The 20893-nt window shown below is 39.1% G+C and carries 24 protein-coding genes and 1 tRNA gene; 22 read left to right on the top strand and 3 right to left on the bottom strand.

Going from position 1 to position 20893, the window contains the following annotated elements; translation table 11 throughout:
* Positions 1 to 117: 117 nt before the first annotated feature.
* From RWN13_RS00550 to RWN13_RS00485, 14 genes are all read left to right on the top strand, one after another.
* Positions 118 to 759, top strand: coding sequence for a sugar O-acetyltransferase (locus RWN13_RS00550; protein ID WP_314059405.1), 642 nt, complete (start codon positions 118 to 120; stop codon positions 757 to 759).
* Between the two features lie 15 nt (positions 760 to 774).
* A complete protein-coding gene (locus RWN13_RS00545) occupies positions 775 to 1053 on the top strand; it encodes a hypothetical protein (RefSeq protein WP_314059403.1) in 279 nt (92 codons plus the stop codon).
* 32 nt (positions 1054 to 1085) lie between these two features.
* A complete protein-coding gene (locus RWN13_RS00540) occupies positions 1086 to 2105 on the top strand; it encodes a serine hydrolase domain-containing protein (protein ID WP_314059401.1) in 1020 nt (339 codons plus the stop codon).
* 10 nt (positions 2106 to 2115) lie between these two features.
* Positions 2116 to 2634: a 2'-5' RNA ligase family protein gene (locus RWN13_RS00535; RefSeq protein WP_314059399.1), complete on the top strand. Its 519-nt coding sequence runs from the start codon at positions 2116 to 2118 to the stop codon at positions 2632 to 2634.
* Between the two features lie 27 nt (positions 2635 to 2661).
* On the top strand, positions 2662 to 3117 hold the full coding sequence (locus tag RWN13_RS00530; RefSeq protein ID WP_314059397.1) for a GNAT family N-acetyltransferase: 456 nt from the start codon (positions 2662 to 2664) through the stop codon (positions 3115 to 3117).
* 5 nt (positions 3118 to 3122) lie between these two features.
* Positions 3123 to 3263: an NUDIX hydrolase N-terminal domain-containing protein gene (locus RWN13_RS00525; RefSeq protein WP_314059394.1), complete on the top strand. Its 141-nt coding sequence runs from the start codon at positions 3123 to 3125 to the stop codon at positions 3261 to 3263.
* A 32-nt stretch (positions 3264 to 3295) separates the two neighbouring features.
* A complete protein-coding gene (locus RWN13_RS00520; protein WP_314059393.1) occupies positions 3296 to 3463 on the top strand; it encodes a hypothetical protein in 168 nt (55 codons plus the stop codon).
* Between the two features lie 327 nt (positions 3464 to 3790).
* Positions 3791 to 4303, top strand: a complete 513-nt coding sequence (locus tag RWN13_RS00515) for a GNAT family N-acetyltransferase (RefSeq protein WP_314059392.1) — start codon at positions 3791 to 3793, stop codon at positions 4301 to 4303.
* A gap of 277 nt (positions 4304 to 4580) precedes the next feature.
* A tRNA-Ala gene (locus RWN13_RS00510) sits at positions 4581 to 4653 on the top strand.
* 171 nt (positions 4654 to 4824) lie between these two features.
* Positions 4825 to 5385, top strand: a complete 561-nt coding sequence (locus RWN13_RS00505; protein ID WP_314059391.1) for a nucleotidyltransferase family protein — start codon at positions 4825 to 4827, stop codon at positions 5383 to 5385.
* A 2-nt stretch (positions 5386 to 5387) separates the two neighbouring features.
* Positions 5388 to 5987, top strand: coding sequence for a sugar O-acetyltransferase (locus tag RWN13_RS00500; protein WP_314059390.1), 600 nt, complete (start codon positions 5388 to 5390; stop codon positions 5985 to 5987).
* Between the two features lie 566 nt (positions 5988 to 6553).
* Positions 6554 to 6874: a hypothetical protein gene (locus RWN13_RS00495; protein WP_314059388.1), complete on the top strand. Its 321-nt coding sequence runs from the start codon at positions 6554 to 6556 to the stop codon at positions 6872 to 6874.
* A 74-nt stretch (positions 6875 to 6948) separates the two neighbouring features.
* Positions 6949 to 7602, top strand: a complete 654-nt coding sequence (locus RWN13_RS00490; RefSeq protein WP_314059387.1) for a FadR/GntR family transcriptional regulator — start codon at positions 6949 to 6951, stop codon at positions 7600 to 7602.
* Between the two features lie 124 nt (positions 7603 to 7726).
* Positions 7727 to 8911, top strand: coding sequence for an MFS transporter (locus RWN13_RS00485; protein WP_314059385.1), 1185 nt, complete (start codon positions 7727 to 7729; stop codon positions 8909 to 8911).
* Between the two features lie 46 nt (positions 8912 to 8957).
* Here the strand turns inward: RWN13_RS00485 and RWN13_RS00480 are convergent, their stop codons facing one another.
* Together RWN13_RS00480 and RWN13_RS00475 are read right to left on the bottom strand one after the other, a co-directional pair.
* On the bottom strand, positions 8958 to 10022 hold the full coding sequence (locus RWN13_RS00480; protein ID WP_314059383.1) for an alpha/beta hydrolase: 1065 nt from the start codon (positions 10020 to 10022) through the stop codon (positions 8958 to 8960).
* On the bottom strand, positions 10019 to 10696 hold the full coding sequence (locus RWN13_RS00475; protein WP_314059380.1) for a TetR/AcrR family transcriptional regulator: 678 nt from the start codon (positions 10694 to 10696) through the stop codon (positions 10019 to 10021). Before RWN13_RS00475 ends, RWN13_RS00480 begins: the two co-directional genes overlap by 4 nt.
* 446 nt (positions 10697 to 11142) lie before the next feature.
* Between RWN13_RS00475 and RWN13_RS00470 the strand changes: the two genes are divergently transcribed.
* Positions 11143 to 12000 carry a VOC family protein gene (locus tag RWN13_RS00470; RefSeq protein ID WP_314059379.1) on the top strand — a complete coding sequence of 286 codons (858 nt, stop codon included), beginning with the start codon at positions 11143 to 11145 and terminating at the stop codon, positions 11998 to 12000.
* A 42-nt stretch (positions 12001 to 12042) separates the two neighbouring features.
* Here the strand turns inward: RWN13_RS00470 and RWN13_RS00465 are convergent, their stop codons facing one another.
* Complete coding sequence (locus tag RWN13_RS00465; RefSeq protein ID WP_314059378.1) at positions 12043 to 12480, bottom strand: carboxymuconolactone decarboxylase family protein; 438 nt, start codon at positions 12478 to 12480, stop codon at positions 12043 to 12045.
* A gap of 370 nt (positions 12481 to 12850) precedes the next feature.
* Here RWN13_RS00465 and RWN13_RS00460 point away from each other — a divergent pair, with 370 nt between their 5' ends.
* The 7 genes from RWN13_RS00460 to RWN13_RS00430 all read left to right on the top strand — a co-directional run bounded on the left by RWN13_RS00460 (position 12851) and on the right by RWN13_RS00430 (position 20890).
* Positions 12851 to 14272 carry a PTS mannitol transporter subunit IICBA gene (locus tag RWN13_RS00460; RefSeq protein ID WP_314059375.1) on the top strand — a complete coding sequence of 474 codons (1422 nt, stop codon included), beginning with the start codon at positions 12851 to 12853 and terminating at the stop codon, positions 14270 to 14272.
* A 37-nt stretch (positions 14273 to 14309) separates the two neighbouring features.
* Positions 14310 to 16379, top strand: a complete 2070-nt coding sequence (locus RWN13_RS00455; RefSeq protein WP_314059374.1) for a BglG family transcription antiterminator — start codon at positions 14310 to 14312, stop codon at positions 16377 to 16379.
* Positions 16380 to 16416: 37 nt separating this feature from the next.
* The gene (locus RWN13_RS00450) at positions 16417 to 16854 is read left to right on the top strand and encodes a PTS sugar transporter subunit IIA (RefSeq protein ID WP_314059373.1); all 438 of its coding nucleotides are present in this window, start codon (positions 16417 to 16419) and stop codon (positions 16852 to 16854) included.
* Positions 16847 to 17995, top strand: coding sequence for a mannitol-1-phosphate 5-dehydrogenase (locus RWN13_RS00445; protein WP_314059371.1), 1149 nt, complete (start codon positions 16847 to 16849; stop codon positions 17993 to 17995). Before RWN13_RS00450 ends, RWN13_RS00445 begins: the two co-directional genes overlap by 8 nt.
* 201 nt (positions 17996 to 18196) lie before the next feature.
* Positions 18197 to 19300: an extracellular solute-binding protein gene (locus RWN13_RS00440; protein WP_314059369.1), complete on the top strand. Its 1104-nt coding sequence runs from the start codon at positions 18197 to 18199 to the stop codon at positions 19298 to 19300.
* The gene (locus RWN13_RS00435; protein WP_314059367.1) at positions 19287 to 20069 is read left to right on the top strand and encodes an alkaline phosphatase family protein; all 783 of its coding nucleotides are present in this window, start codon (positions 19287 to 19289) and stop codon (positions 20067 to 20069) included. Before RWN13_RS00440 ends, RWN13_RS00435 begins: the two co-directional genes overlap by 14 nt.
* Positions 20066 to 20890, top strand: a complete 825-nt coding sequence (locus tag RWN13_RS00430; protein WP_314059366.1) for an ABC transporter permease — start codon at positions 20066 to 20068, stop codon at positions 20888 to 20890. The genes RWN13_RS00435 and RWN13_RS00430 overlap by 4 nt, the downstream gene beginning before the upstream one ends.
* Positions 20891 to 20893 lie beyond the last annotated feature (3 nt).

Below are 20893 nucleotides of genomic sequence, written 5' to 3'. Positions count from 1 at the left end.
CTATTTTAGTTGAAAAATGATAAACTTATATTAGTTATGATAAATAAGTTAGCCAGTGGAACAATCTGGTTAAATAGTTAACATCATGCATATACTTAGAAATCAGGAGGTCATCAGATGTCATTAGAAGAGAAGATGAAGACAGGCGAATTATATTGGGAAAGTGGCAATCTTGCTAAAGCGGATCAGTATTATGAAAAGATAATTGAGGAGCAGCGTACCAATTGCAAAGAAGTGGTGTTTGATTTTAATCAAACTCGTCCAAGTAATAGTACGCGAAAGACACACCTTTTAGGCGAACTCCTAAGAAGCGTGGGTGAGGGGATTTGGATGGAATCACCTATTCATTTTGCCTATGGCGTCAACACGTCAATTGGAAATCATTTTTACGCGAATTTTAATTTAGTTGTCGTTGATGATGGTCCAGTCAAGATTGGTAACAATGTGATGATTGGGCCTAACGTGACTATTACAACTACAGGGCATCCTATTCATCCTGATTACCGTCAAGGAGGCGGGCAGTTTTCACTTCCTGTGGTGATTGAGGATGGTGTTTGGATAGGGGCGAATGTGGTGATTATGCCTGGGGTAACAGTTGGAGAAAATACGGTGATAGGCGCCGGAAGTGTAGTAACTAGAGATATTCCAGCTAATGTGGTTGCCTTTGGTAGTCCCTGTCGAGTGAATCGCCCAATAGGTCAGCGGGATAAGGACTTTTATCATCAGAATCGAAAAATCAAGCCAGAACATCTAAGGTAAATGCAGGTGGTTAATATGACGATTTGTGAAAGACTTCTAAAATTTGGCGACTATTGTCAGAGACTGCCTATCAATCATTTCTTAGCATCTTATGGGGGGGAGTTAGTTGTTTCTAATACAAATGGGCCTTATAAGTTAGCTAATCCACAAATGTTGTTTTCCATGACTAAGTCAATCACATCATTAGGGATTGGGCTTGCTTGTGATAAAGGGCTGTTGGGATTAGATGAGAGGGTCGTATCATTTTTCCGAAAGAGAGCCCGCAACGAATTAACCATCATCTACAGGAGCTAACCATTCGCCATTTATTGATGATGAGTCCAGGCATGAAGACCGATCATTACCAAAGTATTATGTTTTCGACAAATTGGGTAAAAGCCTTTCTGGCTCAAGAGTTTAATTGCCGGCCGGGTAAAACCTATCTTTACAGTACACCTAGTAGTCATATCCTATCAGCTATTATTTCAGTTGTAGCTAATAGGTCGTTGGTCGATTTTTTAGAAGAACATTTATTTTATCCAATGGAGATTTCCAAACCACAGTGGGAAACCTCACCAGAAGGGCTGACATGCGGTGGCATGGGGCTGAGCCTTACGCCAATGGAACTATTGAAAATTGGTGAACTCTTATTAAATGAAGGAAATTACAAAGGTAGGCAATTAATTTCAAGTGGTTATTTGTCACAAGCTACAAGCTGGCAAATACAGAAAGAACGGGATGGGAAGTTTTATTCAGGGGATAGTTATGGTTACCAATTTCATCTATCTGGTGAAGGGTGTTTTCGATTAGATGGTGCCTTTGGTCAGCTTGTATTTATCTCACCTGCGCATAAATTGGTGATGGTTGTACTAAGTCGTGGAGTGAAACAAGAGAGAATCCTTAAATTAATTAATGAGTATGTATTTGAGCAACGGAAGTTATTGCCAGCAGAGGAAACGTTTATACCTCAGCCTAGTGTCTCTTTGGCGACTGATATGGAGTGGTTGTTGGGGCGGCAGTTTAGACTAAAAGAGAATTGTCTGAACGTTCTTAAATGTCAAGTCCTCAAAGGGTCAGACGTTTATGGGTTAAAATTAGTGAGAGTCGAACATTCGATTGATATTGAGTTTCATATCGATCGAGAGACAAGAGGGCAAACATGGTTCATCAAAGACCGGTCAGAATATCTTCAGGAGTACCATTGCCAAACAGTCTTATCGGATAATAAATTGACACTCGTTGTGTCATTTATCGAAACGCCTTATGTTGTGACGATTCAATTGACTCTAGTTAATGGTCAGGTAGCTTTTTCCTTCGATATTAATCTAAGTTTTACCCTGAGTTCGTTTAGTCAAATTGTTGAATGAGGTGGAAAGTATGTTAAAAAGATCCATATTATTTTTACCTGAAATTGAAGAAGATGATTGGATTCATCAACTACGTTATCAGTATGACCCCTTATTCTCCAAAATAGGGCCTCATGTGACAGTTGTATTTCCTTTTGAAAGTGATTTGAAAAACGATGATATAATCACTCATATGAAAGAGGTATTAAGGGGAATAACGTCTTTTAAAGTCGTTTTTAGTGGGATTACAGGTGATTGGCCAAGTGGTTATTTATTTTTAAATGTAAAAAAAGGCAATGACCAATTGATTGCCATTCATGATCAGTTATATCAAGGTATACTGAGGCCTTATTTATGGTGGGGTCACTATTTACCACATATTACTGTAGGACAAATTGGAGATTATGATATTTTTCAAGGCGCTTTAGAGGAAAGTAGAAAGAATGACCAGTCTTATAAATTAGAAGTGCGGACAATTGCTTTAGAAACAATCGATCAAGATGAGAACTCAACAATCGAATACATCCACTATTTGGATGGAAGGAACTGAAATAGAAGAAAAGAAAAAGGTGATGGTATGGAAATAGATTTAAGATATGTCAAGGTAGAACATCCGGATTTAATCGATCTAGTTGATCAGTTAAATGATTTTTTTAATCAGGAGTGGGGTGCCGAAGTTGCCAGTGGGTATCAAAATCATCACAGCCTTGCCAAAATGGCTTGTGCCGTAGTTGCATACAGGGATGATCAAGCAGTGGGCTGTGGCTGTTGGAAATTATTAGCCGATGGACGACCAGAGATTAAGCGTATGTTTGTCTTACCAACAGTGCGCGGTGGAGGGGTGGCTCGTAAGTTGTTAGAGGCATTGGAAGCAGACATCCTAAAAAAAGGATACACTGAAGCGGTTCTTGAAACAGGAGCCGAGATGGCGGGAGCGATCTGTTTTTATGAAAAACAAGGTTATCAGATCATTCCTAATTACGGAGAATTTATTGGAGATGAGTTGTGCGTCTGTATGGAAAAACAGTTATGAGTTAAATGGGCGAAGAGAGAGGAGATTTAAGTGACGTGTTGCAATACGCTCAACGCATTCAAGCTATTGCTCAATCGGGGTTAACCTTTTCGACAAATATCTATGATCAAGAACGCTATGAAGAGCAGCAGACGATAGCCTTTTGAGATGATGGCTGCATCTACGACCAAAAGTATGGATGAAATACGGAAGTTTTATGCACAAGAGAGCGGCTACGCCACGCCTAAAAATTGATATTCGAGGAGTGATTGCTGACGAGACAAACCGGCTGTTATTAGGCCAGGATCGTGACAGTGCTCAGTGGTCGCTACCTGGTGGTTACGCTGAGGGGGTTATCAGCACCTGAAAATGTCATTAAGGAAGTCTTTGAGTAAACTGGGTTAGTAGTGACAGTGGATCGCTTATTGGCTATTTATGATACCAATAAGTCTAATCCTGAAATTTTACAGGCACAGTATTATAAACTTGTTTTTGGGTGTCAAATACGGTCTTGTAAGCTGGAAACTAGTGTTGAAATAAGTGATTTGGCTTATTTTCATTTAACTGATTTACTCGTTTTATCAGAGAGAAGAAACACGCTTCAACAATTAGAGAAATGCCTGACATTAGTGGGAGGGCAGATAATCTTGGATTAAATGAGGCGAAACTGGAAGATATCCAAAGGGGGATAAACATGGAAATTGTGGCGTATCATGAGTTATTTGAAAAACAAGTAATTGAGTTAATTTTAAGAATTCAACAAGATGAATACCAAGTGCCTATTACACTGGAGGATCAGCCAGATTTAAAGAGGATCCCTGAAATTTATCAAACTACTGGGAATTTTTGGGTAGCGATTGAGGAAGGCAAGGTTATTGGCACAGTTGCCTTACTCAATTTAAATAATCACATTGGCACGATTCGCAAACTATTTGTCGACTCAGCCTACAGAGGACAAAAGCACGGAGTTTCTAGCCAGTTATTAGAAACTTTATTAACATGGTCAGCTGACCATCAATTTCAAGCACTGTACTTAGGAACCACTTCTTTATTTAAAGCCGCCCATCGCTTTTATGAAAAGAATGGCTTTACCTCAATTGGAAAGGATGATTTGCCAATCGGTTTTCCCTTAGTGGCAGTCGATACAGTCTTTTATCGCTATCGTTTCGATTTTAAAGCATATGGAGATGGATCCAAATCTCCATAATCATATACCCGATTATGATTAACCAAAGTATGAAAAAACAAATAATGGCACAATTAATGAATGGTTCGAATTTTTTCAAGGTTTAACTCCTTTTTCTTTTAATTATAGCAAAAGTCGTGATTGTTTGACATACGTATTAAGACTGAGATAGTCACAAAGGAGCATTGAGAATTTTCGTGCCTATCGAAAGAGATAAAGTTATGAATAAGTAAAAAAAAATGAAAAAAGACTTGAAGAAAAAAATATTTTTGTTATACTAGATAGGTAGCCAATTATTGGGGGTATAGCTCAGCTGGGAGAGCGCTTGCATGGCATGCAAGAGGTCAGCGGTTCGATCCCGCTTATCTCCACTTAAATAACGCTAGGTCATCTGACCTAGCGTTATTTTTTATATAATCGTATCAGGTCCATCTTAATTAAATTAGGCAATACCTGACTGATCAAAAAAAGTCTGATAGTCCTTTCATTACTAAATTCGCTTCGGTATAATGAAGAGAAATGAGATGTGAAGGATGAAATAGATGACAGAAAAAGAATTAATTGCCATGTTTAGACAAGATGAAACCATTAAAAAGATTCTTACGGTTATTGAAGAGGTCGAAGGGGTGACGTGCTATTTGTCAGCAGGAACTCTGCGTAATTTCACTTGGGATTATCTGTCTCAAAAAGAGAACCGTCAGTTCACCGATGTCGATATTATTTTTTTTGATAAGAGGGTTAGTTATGATGAGACGTGTCAGTTGGAGACGCGATTAAGGGAAGGGTTTCCTGAGTTTGATTGGGAGGTAAAAAATCAAGTATACATGCATGAACATAATCCAAATACTGCGCCATATAGTAGTTTGGTTGAGAGTCTGGCCTCCTTTCCTGAAACGTGCACGGCCATTGCTTTGCGGAAAGATGGCGATGATTATGACTTCTTGGCGCCACATGGCATTGAAGATTTAGTTAATTTTAAGGTTAGACCTACGCCACACTTTTTAGAAACAGCTGAACGATTAAAGATTTATAAAAAAAGAGTGACAGATAAGCAGTGGCAGGAGATTTGGCCACGATTAACTCTGGCAAATATGGAGGATTAAATATGAGGATTGAGCAACAATTTGAACGAATGGCAACAGGGGCCATGTACAATGATCTCACCGAGGAATTGACCGCTTATCGACAAGAAGCCGTCATCAAAACTACTGAATACAATCAGAGCTTTGGTCAATCCCCTGAGGCTAGAAAATCGCTTTTGAAACGGATCGTTGGGGAAATGGGCGAAAATGCTCATTTTGAACCAACATTTCGCTGTGAGTTTGGCTGTAACATTAGTTTAGGCGAAAATTTCTATGCAAATTTTGATTGTATCATGTTGGATGGCGCCAAGATAACCATTGGCGATAATGTATTATTTGGGCCTCGTGCGGGAATTTTCACCTCTAACCACGCCATAGATCCAATGGAACGCGCTAAGGGTGGTTGTTACGCAAAGCCTGTGACAATCGGCAATAATGTATGGTTTGGTGCTAATGTCACAGTTAATCAGGGAGTGACCATCGGTGACAATACGGTCATCGGTTCAGGTAGTGTTGTGACAAAAGACGTCCCAGCTAATGTAGTAGCAGCTGGTGTTCCCTGTAAAATTATTCGCAAGATTACCGAACAAGATAAAACTGATTATTTAACATTTTTAGGTTAGAGAGTCTTTATTTTTGTCATTTTCAATGACGACAAATCCTTGTTTTTCGTATAATAGACGAGCATGATTTTCTTTAGTGACACTTAATGACAATTGTTGATAACCAGCTTGTTTAAGTTCTAGTTAGCAATTGTTTTAATAAATTGGCGCCAATCCCTCGCTGTTGATAGGAATGATTGACGACCAGTGTCAGCTCTGGGATGGTTTCGCTAATGGTCCCATATCCGGGATCTTCAAGTGAAAAAAACGTGACCGAGCAGCGCCAATCAATCGATCTTGGTCGAATGCCCCAATCATAACATCATCTTCCCATTGCCCAAAATCAACGAGGTAATGATAAATGGCTGGTTGGTAGATTATATCAAAAGGTCATTTTTTTGCCGGGAGATGGGTGGTTTCCTTGATACATTAGGTCAGATAGGGGTTCGGAATTAGGTGTGGTGATATTCTAATAAGTAATCATAGTCAACTTACTTTCAAGTTACGGAATTTAAACGTTATATCATGTAAACAGACATATATTTATGTGTTAGTATACCAAATTTTGAAGAAAAATGGTTTCTAGAATGAGTGAGTGGCGAACGTACATTAATGACAAAAGGCTGTTTTTTAGCAATAAAGTTGCCAAATGTGTTAATACGACTAAGGTGGAAAAAGAATTTTGTCTAATGCTACGTGAATTTGTCGAAGGGTATCAAGCGTTTATTACAAAGGACTCATCAATTGGAGAGGCGCTAGCCGACGTTGCCATTTCTCTTATAGGTCTGGTGGAAATCGTTGAGATTGATTTGCAAATTGAAATCGAACAGAAAGTTATGGTGAATGAGCAACGTCACTATCTAGTGATTGATGGTGTTTTGACTTCCATTGACGAGCCAGAACGATAATATTCTTTTCTATTTTACTGGTTGTAAGCTATAATAGGCTGTAGGATTATTTAGAGAAAGTAAGAGGGAAGTCTGTGAAAAAACCAAGGAGAGTGTCATTATCCACTCAAATAGTTCAAGAATTAACCAAAAAAATTGAAACAGGTGATTGGCCAATTCAAACCAAAATACCGACGGAAGCGCAACTGACGGAGCAGTTTGAGGTTAGTCGGAATACGGTGCGAGAAGCACTACAATCCTTGATCCAAGCAGGTTTATTGGAGTCAAAAGCAGGAGATGGCACCTATGTGATTGCCGCAAATAAATTTGAAGCCAATATGTATCATGAATTAGGGAAAGCTGATTATCAGGAAATAGCCGAGGCACGTCAGTTACTAGAAAAAAACTTGGCCTTTTTAGCGGCCAAAAAAAGGACTGAAGAGGACTTGATTGCCATGGAAGTGGCACTTGAAAGGCGTAATAATCCTGCTTTCACACTGGAAGAGCTAGCTTTAAAAGATATTGATTATCACATAGAAATAGCGAAGGCAGCCCATAATTCAATTATGCTAGATGTTTACCAGAGTATTTCAACTTATTTGTTTCAATTGATCTTTGATCACATGCAACAAGATGTCACCTTTAATCACGATGATTCTCAACAACTTCATATTGAGTTATTTGATGCGATTAAGGCGAGAGACAGTAAGTTGGCTGAAACGATTGTTGGCAAAATAAGTTCATATTAATCCAAAGAAGCCAGTAGGGCTTCTTTTTTTTACTCAAGATAGTAAAAGTGTTTGACAAATCAAAGTATTAGCAGTATTATTTAATTGTCCAATTGTCCTACAATTAAATTAAAGGAGCTTTTATATGAACGAAAAATTACAATCTAAGGGGGGACAGTGGTTATTACTATTAGGCGTGCTGATAATGGCAGCAAACTTACGGGTCCCTCTAACATCAATCAGCCCATTAGTTAGCCTGATTAGTAAACAATTAAACATGAGTTTAGGGACAACCGGCATGATTACCACCACCCCTTTATTAGCTTTTGCCGTTTTTTCGACGATTGCTCCGTTGACTGAACGAAAATTTGGCTTGGAGCGTGTGATCTTTGTTTCCTTACTATTATTGGCAGGGGGGATTTTTTTACGGTCTCAAGGCAGCCAATGGGCCCTCTTTAGTGGGACAATCATAATAGGCATAGCGATCGCTCACTGTAATGTGCTAGTGCCTAGTTTGGTCAAACGAGATTTTAAAAAGAATCCCGGCTTGGTAACAGGTCTTTATTCGGTAACCATGAATACATTTGGTGCATTAGCATCAGGCATAAGTTTGCCACTAGTGACCTCATTTGGTTTTACGTGGCAACAATCCTTGGGTATCTGGGGGATTTTAGCTATTCTAGCGATTGTTATCTGGAGCCCTCAATTAAAAAAACACTCAGTGATTAAAATTGAAACGGGGTTTAATGAGAAAAGTAATTTATTGAAATCAACTTTAGCGTGGAAGATTAGCATTTTTATGGGACTGCAATCTCTTTTCTTTTATGTGGCGATTGCCTGGTTGCCACAAATATTATTATCAAAGGGGATTGGGGAAGAAGTATCTGGTGTGATGCTAGCAGTTTTGCAATTATTTTTAGTACCCACCACTTTTGTCGTGTCGATTATTGCTGGAAGGGTGAGAGAACAGGTAAAGCTAACGGTATTAGGGGTTAGCATTTTACTTATGGGTGTTTTAGGCATTAGCTTATTTAATAGTGTAGGGCTTAATTTTGTAGCAGTAAGTCTCATAGGTGCGGGGTGTGGATTTTGTTTCAGTCTTGCGATGATGTTCTTTAATTTGAGAACTAATACAGCTTCTGAGGCAGCCCAGTTATCGGGAATGGCACAATCAATCGGTTACTTTTTAGCTAGCACAGGGCCATTTTTATTCGGTTTGATGTATGAAATGAACCATTCTTGGTCATCGACTTATTTGACATTAATCCTATTGTGTTTAATTTTATTAGTTGTGGGGATTGCGTCAGCAAGAGAGGGAAAAGTGTCATAAAAAGTGGACAAGTAGTCTAACCAGCTACTTGTCCATTTTTTTGATTTTAGTAAAAGGTATCTTCTTTTATCTGTCTGAGAGTTTTTAGAAATTTTTCTCGCTCTTCAATAATTGGCGAGTGAGCAGAGTGTTCAAATGTAATAAAGCCTTTTTTAGGAGCTGATAAAGTCTTAAGATAGTTTTGGGCTAAGTCATAGGAAACTTGCAAATCATATTTTCCATGAGTGATATACACAGGTATGTCGAACTCTCGAGTTGTCAAGGTTAACTCTTCTGCTGTCGTGTAGTGAAACAGATGTTTTAGAGAGAATAAGGAACCACGTAGATAGTTGATCTTCTCCGGTAAAGTATAGCCCGTAAAGAAAATAAGTTGTTTGACAAGGGTCATCATAGAGAAGTTCTCATGGGTAATTCCAATGCCATAGCGATTCATGGTAGAGCTTCGAATTCCCATCATGTAGGGGGCAGAAGGGAATTCAGGTGAGTTAGAGTCAAATCTGGCTAAGGTTTTAAGTGTTTTTTTGTCGTTAATGTCAGTCGCGTGCTGAACCATATAGTCGTAGGCCAATTGCTCCGATAATGTTTGATTGCTGATTTGGCCCATACCGATATAAGCAAAAAAATGTTCAGGCTCTTGACTAATTGTTTTGACCCCTAAATAACTCCCCCAAGAATGGCCCATCAGGTATATTTTTTTCTGGTTAAAGCGTTCTTTTAAATAACATGTCACTTCCAAAGTGTCTGCTATTAATTGTTCCAGGGTCATGGTTTCTTCAGATGTATTTTTAAGAGACATACCTGCGCCACGCTGATCCCAGTAACAAACCGTAAAGTCACTTTCTAAAGGGTGAGGATTGTCTTTTGAGTAAATTAAAGGTAGCTCGGGACTTCCGGGTCCCCCGTGTAAAAAAAGTAAGACGGGGTTATCATGATTCTGACTCATAATGAACAGGCCTTGTTGATGGTTCCCAATTGGTAATTTTATTTTTTCGGCGAGAGCTTTTGGATAAGTTCCATCCTTTGTAGCCATTGGCATGAGCTTTCCTGGGCTTTTAACTAAAAGAAATACGATGAAACAAAGTAAAAAAAAGATGGTAAAAAGTAAAATCATAGTTGTCCTCCTTGAATATCTTCAGGCATTAAAATACGGGTTAGCTGTTGATACAGTTTTTGCGAGTAATTCTCTTCAATCTGTAAGGTGCAAGTTAATAATTGGTTGAAGGCTAATATTTTTCGACGCTTCTCCTTGTTTGCATCGAGATTACCAGATTGATTTAGATTGGCAACAGTAGTAACTAATTTTTCACCAGCTTGGTAAAGAACAAAAGCAAGTTCTTCAGGATAGTCTGTTTTAAAAATTTTTTCATCAATGCCAGATTCAATAACGGTTTGTAAATAAGGGATGCCGAAACTAGCCGAGATATCTTTAATGCGATAAGACACGATGGAATTAGAGTGTCCTTTAAATTGCGTGAATTTTTTCAGATAATCGGAATAGTCAAGAGGGGAATTATCCAAATAAAGTTCTAATTTATCGAAAACAGTGTCAGCCGAATGTAACTTTTTATCAAAATCAGTCAGTTCTTCTGACAAAGCATACTCGATAACACCATCTAAAATAGCTTCTTTTGACTCGAAATAGTGATACATTCCCCCCTTAGAAAGGTTAGCGGTCTTTAAAATATGACTGATCTTCGTCTGTTCGTAACCTTTTACTAAAAATAAATCCAAAGCAACCTTGATGATTTCTAAACGCTTGAGTGGAAAATTACTATTTGGTCGCATGTGTAACGTCCTTTCTTAGTTACTAGACCGAGGTCGGTTAATTAACTTTATCATGGGTTATTTGAAATGTCAAAATTCTTCAATGTGATTAGGTTGTGATTACTAAATCAACTACTAATGCAGACAGTTACTAGTGGAAATGTCAAAAAAAGGCGACCGAAAAGCTTACTTTAGGAACTTAAGTGTTGAATTTTTCGGTAAATCAATGTAAGGTTCCATACTAAACACAGTAGTTGAAAATGGAAGATCATTATGATTGTGATTTAACCTAGAAAGTGTTATTCTATTAATGAAAAAGGTGGGGACTCAAACAGGAATTGACTTTCCTTTTTAGTCATAACCGAAAGCTGAATAAGCGTTGCCTGCATTATATTTTAGGTGTCTTGTTTTTTGTGTTGGTTGGCGGAACAAAATAATATTAAGGGATAATTTAAGGAGTGACATAGATGGGGAAGTTTTCATCGTGCTTATGGGTTAATGGTCGTGTTGAAGAAATGATTGCTGTTTATGAGATGGTTTTTTCTCGAATTGAACGAAAGGTGACAAATTTTTATCAGACTGACGAACATGGGACAATCGGAGACATCTTAACTGTTTCAATAGATATTGATAATCAGGAGTTTCTTCTTTTAAATGGTGGCTCAGAGTTTAACATGACGCCAGCTGTTTCTTATGTCGTTGAAGCAGAATCTGATGAAAAAGCTCAAGCCATTTGGGATCAGCTAGCACCCAGAGGTCAGATTTTGATGGGAATTGAAGATCAATCAATGGGCAAATTATTTGGCTGGCTCAATGACGAGTTTGGTGTCTCTTGGCAAATTACAGTGGGCGAAGGACCGGAAACTATTACGCCTTGTATTATGTTTATCCATCAGTATTTTGGTGAAGCGGCGGAAGCGATGGATGCATGGGGCAAGTATTATGGTGAATTAGAGCGTGATGTGCTGATTAATAATCCAGATGGAACGATTCAATTTGCGAAATTCACCCTTCACGGTCAACCTTTTATTGTCATGGATAATGATTATGATCATCAGTTTGAAATGACTATGGGCAATTCTTTTTGTGTGTATTGTGATAACCAAGATGAAATCAATCGAGTGTGGGAAGCTGTCACGGTAGACGGTGAAGAAAGTCAGTGCGGCTGGATGGTTGATAAATTTGGGGTTGCTTGGCAAACAACGACTCGAGATATGGACACCTTACTGCGCTCAAACAATCCAAAAGCAGCAGAGATTACGGAAGCTTTATATAAAATGAAAAAAATAGATATTGATTATTTACGAGAGTTGTCAAATAGTTAAACAAAAACAGCTAGACCTCCAGGAGGTTCTAGCTGTTTTTGTTTAGATAGTGGTTCCCATAGAAATAGCAATCCGGTTCCACGAGTTAATTTGACTGATTGTTAAAACTAAGTCACAGTATTCTTTTTCATCAAAATAAGTGCGAAGGTCGTCATAAAGCTCATTGGAAATATGATTGTCAGAAATCAACGTCATTTTTTCAGCAAGACGTAAAGCACTTTTTTCTTGATCTGAATAAAAACCACATTCCTCAAAGGCACTAACACAGTTAATTCGTTGTTCAGTTTCACCGAGTTTACGTGTATCAGTTGTATGCATGTTTAAGCAATAAGCGCAGCCGTTAATTTGTGAGACTCTGATTTTAATAAGTTCTTTTAATAAGGGGTCCAGAGTGGTCTGTTCTCCTAAATAGCTTTCCATTGCCAACAATGGTTTTAAGCCATTAGAAGCAACTTTGTAATAATCAATACGTTGAGACATTAGATAATCATTCCTTTCATCTTTAACACTCATTATAACAAGAACGTCAGTTCGCGTCCAGCTAATTGATTGTTGTTGAATGACTGTTTGATTGCGTTCATAAACCGTTTTTTTGTTAAGTGTTCTGACTTACAATAAAGGAAAGTCAATTCAAAATGTTTGTCCAACTATTATGGACAAAGATGTATTTTCAAATGGTTGAGTTTCCGCTTACAAACAGATTACAATAAGGATGACAACAAGAGGTTGTCCTGATACATTGATTTGCGCAAATCAATCCTTCACAAAGAGTAAATTCGGTTATTCGATAATCAGGTAAACAAGCTTGTTCTTGATATAATCAAGAATCAAGATTCAGGAGGAAAGATAAATGGAGAAAAAGTCTGGAGCTAAAGTAAAGATTCAGCAGTTTGGTAGTTTTTTAAGTGGCATGATCATGCCGAATATTGGTGCTTTTATTGCCTGGGGGATTATTACAGCCCTCTTTATTCCTACAGGGTGGGCGCCGAATGAAGCTTTAGGGTCAATGGTTGATCCAACTATCAAGTATTTGTTACCGATATTGATTGGTTTCACTGGTGGTAGTTTGATTTATGATAAGCGCGGTGGCGTTGTTGGCGCAATGGTTACTATGGGGGTTATTGTTGGGACGGATATTCCGATGTTCTTGGGTGCAATGATGGTCGGCCCCTTGGGAGCTTGGTTAATGAAAAAATTCGATGAAGCGATTGACGGTAAAGTACCTGCTGGTTTTGAAATGTTGGTTAATAATTTTTCAGCTGGGATTTTGAGTGCTATTTTAGCCATCCTTTCCTTTTGGGCAATTGGGCCAGCAGTTGAAGCATTAAACGGTTTTCTGGCAACTGGGGTAGCTTTTTTAGTGGACCACTCACTGTTACCTTTGGTTAGTATTTTTGTCGAACCAGCGAAGGTGTTATTTTTGAATAACGCCATTAATCACGGTGTTATTGGACCGATTGCCATTGAGCAGGCCACCGAAGTTGGCAAGTCGATTTTATTCTTAGTAGAAGCAAACCCTGGGCCAGGTTTGGGTATTTTATTAGCCTATTCATTATTTGGCAAAGGGTCGGCTAAGCAAACGGCCCCTGGTGCGATTATTATTCACTTTTTTGGAGGGATTCACGAGATTTACTTCCCTTATATTTTGATGAAACCAGCCTTATTATTATCTGCTATAGCTGGTGGCATGACAGGAATCTTTACGTTTTCACTGTTTAATGTTGGGTTAGTTGCACCAGCATCACCAGGTAGCATTTTCGCTATTTTGGCAATGGCGCCAAGAGGGAATTATCTAGGGTTATTAGCCGGGATTATTGGGGCTACTGCGGTCTCCTTTGTCGTCTCGGTATTGATTTTAAGAACATCTAAAGAACCCGCTACATCATTAGAAGCAGCAGCTGATCAAGCATCTTCGCTTAAGGGGAAAAAAACAATGGCGCCAACTGATGTTGCCAGTGCTCTATCGAATAAGGGCGACTTGACTTTAGCTCAAAAAATTGTCTTTGCTTGTGATGCAGGCATGGGCTCAAGTGCCATGGGAGCCTCGGTTTTACGAAATAAAGTGAAAAATGCTGGGTTAGGTTTGACAGTTGTTAATACGGCAATTTCGCAATTACCTGCAGACGCAGATATTATTGTGACTCACAAAGATTTAACGGATCGGGCAAAAGAAAAATTACCCAATGCTTATCACGTCTCAGTTGATAACTTTCTGAATAGTGATCAATACGATGCCCTTGTAGATAAATTAGTGAGTATTCAAGGGGTATAAATAAGCCTTATAAAGTATAAAGGAGGTCTGAACAGATATGTATTTGAGCGCTCGTCCAAGATTACTATTAGAGCAACTGATGATGACGCCACAGCCTCTGCATCTGTCAGATATAGCAGAAGAATTTGAAGTAAGTGAGCGGACTATTAGACGGGATTTAAAGGAAGTCAAGGCAACGTTGGCAACCTTTGATCTAAAGTTAACGAAAGAAAAACATTACCTATCTGTTCAGGGCTCCGAAGAAGCAAAACAGCGATTCAAGTGGCAATTATTAGACTTGACCTACAACGATTTTTCACCAGAGGAGCGACAACAGTATATCTTAAAAGAATTACTTAAATCGGATGGTACCCTTAAGCTCATTGGATTGGCAAACGATCTAAGTGTGACAGTCTCGACAATCAGCAATGATTTAACCAAAATTGAAGAGGATTATTTGAATCCGACATTGATTAGTCGAAAAAAAGGCATGGGTATCAGCTTGAATGCTAGTGAGATGGAAAAACGTGGCATGCTAAGCGATCTTTTTTGGAAAAAATACCCTAAACAACAATTTATGAGAGTTTTGTTTAATCAATTTGCCGATGATTTCACTGAAGATCGGTTGAACTATATTACTCAACAAGTTCATATTGAACGGGTAGAACAGAGTCTGCGCAATATTCGTGATAGTATGTCTTACGATATTACCGATGAGTCATACATTAACTTAGTTATTCATGTGGCGATATCTGTTCAGCGTATCACGGACGGAAATGCAATGAAGGAAGAATTGGTTAATCCTGAAGTGGTCAACTACCCAGAGTTTCAGTTTGCTCAAGAATTATTAACGACCAGTTTGTCATTGACCATAGAGGAATTACCTTTGGGAGAAGTCGAGTTTGTGACGATGCACTTACGCGGTGCAAAGGCACAAAACTATGTGGGTGAGTTCAATAGTAATGAACAAGTTCAGGCCGTGACGATTGCGACACAGCTAATTGCAAAAGTAAGTGAAAAGACAGGTAGTTCTTTAGCCTCGGACTCCTTACTAAAAAGCTTAACAGCTCATCTGCGACCTGCGTTGCGACGCTTAAATGCTGAAATGAGTATTACAAACCCACTTATTCAATCCATTAAGCGTGACTATGAAGAGCTTTTTAGTATTGTCCAAGAGAGTATGAAAGATATCTATCGCTATCAGACGGTTCCAGAAGAAGAAATCGGCTATTTGGTTCTACATTTTGGGGCGGCTTTACTACAGCAAGAAGAACAAGTGGCACTTTCGGCCTTAGTTGTTTGTGCCAGTGGAATCGGTACCTCGAGGATGTTGGTGACCCGTTTGAAACAAGCGATTCCTCAATTAAACACACTGAAAACGATTTCGTTATTTGAATTATCAAAAGAGCTAGGTCATTCTTCTTATGACTTGATTGTTTCAACAATTGACTTAGGAGAGGTTTCTTATGACTATTTCCATGTCACGCCTATTTTAAGTGAACGGGAAATATCTCAAATTGAAGTCTATCTTCAAAACAAACGTTCCCAGTATCGACGTAAGCAAAATCGTGAGGAAAAGGAACAGCAACTAACCAAATTAGAAGCGATTCACTTATTGGAAAACCGTCAACTATACACTGGGACGGTAGTGACGTTACTGAATCATTTTCAAGTAGTCCCCATTGATAATACCTTGACCACAATTGAAGACACGCTACGAGCCATTTGTACGACCTTACTGGAGCGAGATGGTGGGTTGGACGTGGAAGGGTTGTTGCAAAGTCTCTTAGTCAGAGAAAAATGGAGCGGATTTGGCATTTCAGATACCCAATTAGCCCTATTTCATGCTCGGAATGCTAGTATTATTCAACCGATTTTTCAACTGTTTCCTTTGGCACATTCGATCGTAATGCCTGCCATGGGTGGGGGTGAGGTCAGGGTCTCAACGATTGTCTTGTTGCTTGCGCCTGAAAAGTTAGAACAGCAAGGATTAGAGTTAATGAGTCAGATCAGTTCTCTGTTAATTGAAAGTGAATCAACCACGGAACGACTACAATCAGGTGATACTCGTCAAATCACGCAATTTATTGTCGAGAGATTGTTGGCTTTTGCTAACAACTATACATAAAGAATGAACAAATGAGTCAAATTTAGGAGGAATTAATGTGGAACATTTACAAACAGACGCTATTTTATTGAACCAACAATTTAACACGAAGAAAGAGGCCATTGAAGCAACCGGACAAGCATTACTTGAACGTGGCTTTATCCAATCGGATTACATTACTACCATGCATGAGAGAGATCAACTGACATCGACCTTTATAGGCAATATGGTGGCAATTCCACATGGCACAGACGGCTCACAACAGTTTATTAATGAGTCTGGGTTAGTGGTACTACAGGTCCCGTCAGGTGTTAGTTTTGATGGCAATGAAGTGAAACTACTAATTGGTATTGCTGGGGCTGATGGTCAACATTTGGAGTTATTGTCCAAGATAGCGATTGTGTGTTCCGAGATCACCAACGTTGAAACAATGGTTAATGCGACTTCTCAAGCTGAAATTATCGCCCTATTTGAAGGAGTGGAAGAAAATGTCTAAGAAAATAGCCGTTCATTTTGGTGCTGGGAATATCGGCCGTGGCTTTATCGGCTGGCTGTTAGTTCAATCGGGTTACCAAGTTGTCTTTGCTGATGTCAATGATGAACTTGTCAATGAGATCAACGATAAAGGACGCTATCAAGTTATTTTGGCCAATGAAGAGCAAGACACTTTTTGGGTGGAGGGAGTCAGGGCTCTTCATTCCAGTAAAGAAGAAGAGGCTTTGGTTGCGACTATTGGGCAGGCATCTATAATCACCACAGCAGTAGGCCCGACCGTCTTACCTTTGTTAGCAGGAGCCTTGGCTAAAGGGATTGAAGAACGTGCTTCTTCCAATCAGCCCTTAACGATTATTGCCTGCGAGAATATGATTGGCGGCTCAAGTATATTGCAAGAGGCCATTATGCCTCTTTTATCAGTCCAGGCCAAAAGTTATGCGGAATCTTATGTGACGTTCCCTAATGCAGCAGTTGATCGAATTGTGCCAAATCAGTCTCATCAAGATAAATTAACAGTAATGGTGGAACCTTTTTGCGAGTGGGTGGTGGAAACACCGGGGGCTCAATTGCCTCACATAGAGGGAATGTTAACCGTATCGGATTTAACTCCTTATATTGAGCGGAAGTTGTTCACTGTTAATACAGGGCATGCCGTGACAGCTTATCTGGGCTATATGAAAGAGATATCTTCAATTGAAGATGCTATCCATAATGAACGAATTTTGTTCGCAGTGAGAAGTGCTTTGGAGGAAACCGGCGCTCTTTTAGAGAAAAAATTTGATTTTTCCCATGAAGAACATCAATCCTATATTGATAAAATTATTGAACGCTTTAAAAATCCTTTTATCTCCGATTATGTTACCCGTGTAGGTCGTTCGCCGATTCGCAAAATAGGCGAGAACGACCGGTTTGTTCAGCCAGCCCGCCAATTTGTAGAGGCGTTTAATGAAACACCAAAAGCACTTTCTCATGCCATTGCAGCGGCATTGAAATTCAATGATCCAGAAGATGAAGAGGCTCGTCAATTACAAGCAGCAATCCTTCGTGACGGGTTGGATCAAGCAATCGAAGATTATACCGGGATTAAACCTTACACCATGCTATTTCAACGGATTAAAGACTCCTATTACAGTTTAGTTTAAGTTTTATAACGACCTGACAATCTGTCAGGCGTTTTTTTATTTATGAGTATTTAGCATCGATTATGAGTCATTTTAAGTGCTCATTTTTGTGAAGATAGAATATTTACCTAAAAAAAACCTGTTGTTTACTGATAATTTACGCGGTCTTTACATTCATCTTTTACAATCAATTTGTAACATACTAACTGATGAGGTGAAGAGATGAAAAGTTTTAAGAAGGTATTGGTTGGAAGTTTATTAAGTGTAGCAGCTGTTGCAACCCTAGCTGGTTGTTCGAGTGAAAAAACAGCAGAAGCAGAAAAAAAGAGTGAAACACCAGAGACCCTTGAAACGATGACAGATAAAGCGAAAGAAGAGGGCGAAGTAGCCAGTGTCGGAATGCCTGATACGTGGGCTAATTGGGTAGGTACATGGGAAGACCTGAATAACGAATTTGGCCTTAAACATAAAGATACAGATATGTCCAGTGCAGAAGAGTTAGCTAAATTCGAGTCAGAAGGTAAAAATGGGACCGCCGATATCGGTGATGTTGGGATTAGTTTTGGTCCATTAGCTGTTAGTAAGAATTTGACTTTACCATACAAAACGAGTTACTGGAATGATATTCCAGAATGGGCCAAAGATAAGGATGGGCATTGGCTGCTAAGTTACACTGGAACTATTGCTTTTATGACTGATATCGATAATGTGAAAGAGGCGCCCACAAGTTGGGAAGAGTTGGCCAAAGGCGATTATCAAGTGGCAGTGGGTGATGTGACCAAAGCTAATCAAGCCCAGTTCGCTGTCTTGGCTGCCGCTATTGCCAAAGGTGGCGATGAAGGGAATATTCAACCGGGCTTGGATTATTTTAAAGAAATCGCAAAGGCTGGCAGATTATCCGCAGTAGACGCTTCTCTTGCTAATATTGAAAAAGGAGAAATCGATGTGACGGTTTTATGGGATTTTAATGCGTTGAACTATCGGGATCAAATTGATAGTGAACGGTTTAAAGTCACCATCCCTTCTGATGGCTCTGTGATTAGTGGTTATACAACCTTAATTAATAAAAATGCCCCCCATCCAAATGCGGCAAAATTGACGCGTGAGTATATTTTATCTGATAAAGGTCAAATTAATTTAGCAAAAGGGTATGCTCGACCAATACGAGAAAATGTTAAATTACCGGCTGAAGTAGCAGAAAAGTTATTAAATGAGACAGAATACAAGTCTGCCCAACCAGTTAAATCGAATGAAACCTGGGATCAAACAGCCGTTGAACTGCCTGAAAAGTGGCAAAGTGAGGTGTTAGTGAATGTTAAAAAATAAAGTTATTATGGTTATTTTAGATGGCTGTCGTTATGACACGGCAGTGGGACAGATGGGGTTTCTTAATAGTTTGGTGACTCATCAAAAAGCCCAATTAACTAAAGTGATTGCGGAGATGCCCAGTAATTCAAGACCTCTTTATGAGGTCTTGATGACAGGGACTCCGATGCATCAGAATCAGATTTATACTAATTTAGCGGTCCAACGTTCTAAAGAGTTGTCTATTTTTGATTTGGTTAAGAAGGCAGGGGGAACAACAGCAGTTGCTGGTTATTATTGGTTAAGTGAATTATACAATCAGGCTCCTTACAATATCATGACGGATCGGATTCAACACGATCGGGAGAAGTTGATTCAACATGGTATTTTCTATAGTGAGGATCATTATCCCGACAGCCATGTCTTTGCAGATGCTAATGCCTTGGTGAATGACCATCAACCTGATTTTATGGTGGTTCATTCTATGAACATCGATGACGTTGGACATAAATACACAGCGAATTCAAAAGAATATATGACTGCTGTAAATTACGCGGATATTATATTAGGTTATTTTATTCCTGTTTGGCAAAAACTCGGCTATCAGATTATTGTGACAGCGGATCACGGTATGGATCAATTTGGCTTGCATGGAGGTAGCCTTAATGACCATCGGGAAGTCCCTTTGTTTTACTTAGGTGATTTCCTGACGGTAGAAAGAGAGTTGTCACAACTGGCAGTTATGCCCCTTGTTTGTCAGTTGTTGGGAATGGATCAGGTGAATTCATGAAGTCGCGAGTCACAATTTATTGGTTAGTTCCTCTAGGGCTAATCTTAGGGATGTTCTTAGTGATTCCCTTGTTTTACATGGTGGTTTCAAGTTTTCAATTAGATGGCAGTAACCAATGGACACTGGCTAATTACAGGCAAAGTTTAACAAATCCTTATTACTATCAAAGTTTTGCCAATAGCAGCCTGATTGCCTTTGTCTCAAGCATTGTTGGATTGTTGGGAGCTTTAATTTTTTGCCAGGCTTTATTAGCCTTACCCAAACGGGCACAAGAACGGTTGACGCTTTTTTCTAACTTAGCTGCCAACTTTGCAGGCGTGCCTTTAGCCTTTGGATTTATCATTATGCTAGGAAATGCTGGTGTGTTAAAATTGTTATTACCGATTTTTGCTGAATTTGATTTGTATTCATGGAAGGGATTAGTCCTGACCTATGTCTACTTTCAAATTCCTCTTGCGACTCTATTTCTTTATCCCGTTATAAAAAAAGTGAAAAGAGAATGGCAAGAGAGTGCTGAGCTATTTGGAGCCAGTTCTTTTTATTATTGGCGACGAGTGGTTATGCCTTTCATGGCTCCGAGTTTAACAGGAACCTTTATTATTTTGTTTGTGAACGGCATGGGAACCTATGAAACAGCCTATGCTCTGGTTGGTAGCAACATTAACTTGGTAACAACTAGGATTTCGGCTTTAGTAGCCGGAGATGTTTACGCAAAACCAAATGTAGGCAGTGCTTTGGCTGTTCTATTTGCTTTGAGCATGATTGTTGTCATTGGGCTTTCTCAAAAAGTCATGAAACAAGTTCGTAAGGAGGTCGCTTAAAAA

The sequence above is a fragment of the uncultured Vagococcus sp. genome, from assembly GCF_963518325.1.
GTDB lineage: Bacteria > Bacillota > Bacilli > Lactobacillales > Vagococcaceae > Vagococcus_D.
The sequence above is the reverse complement of the archived record's forward strand: the minus strand, read 5'-3'. Positions and strand labels throughout refer to the sequence as shown.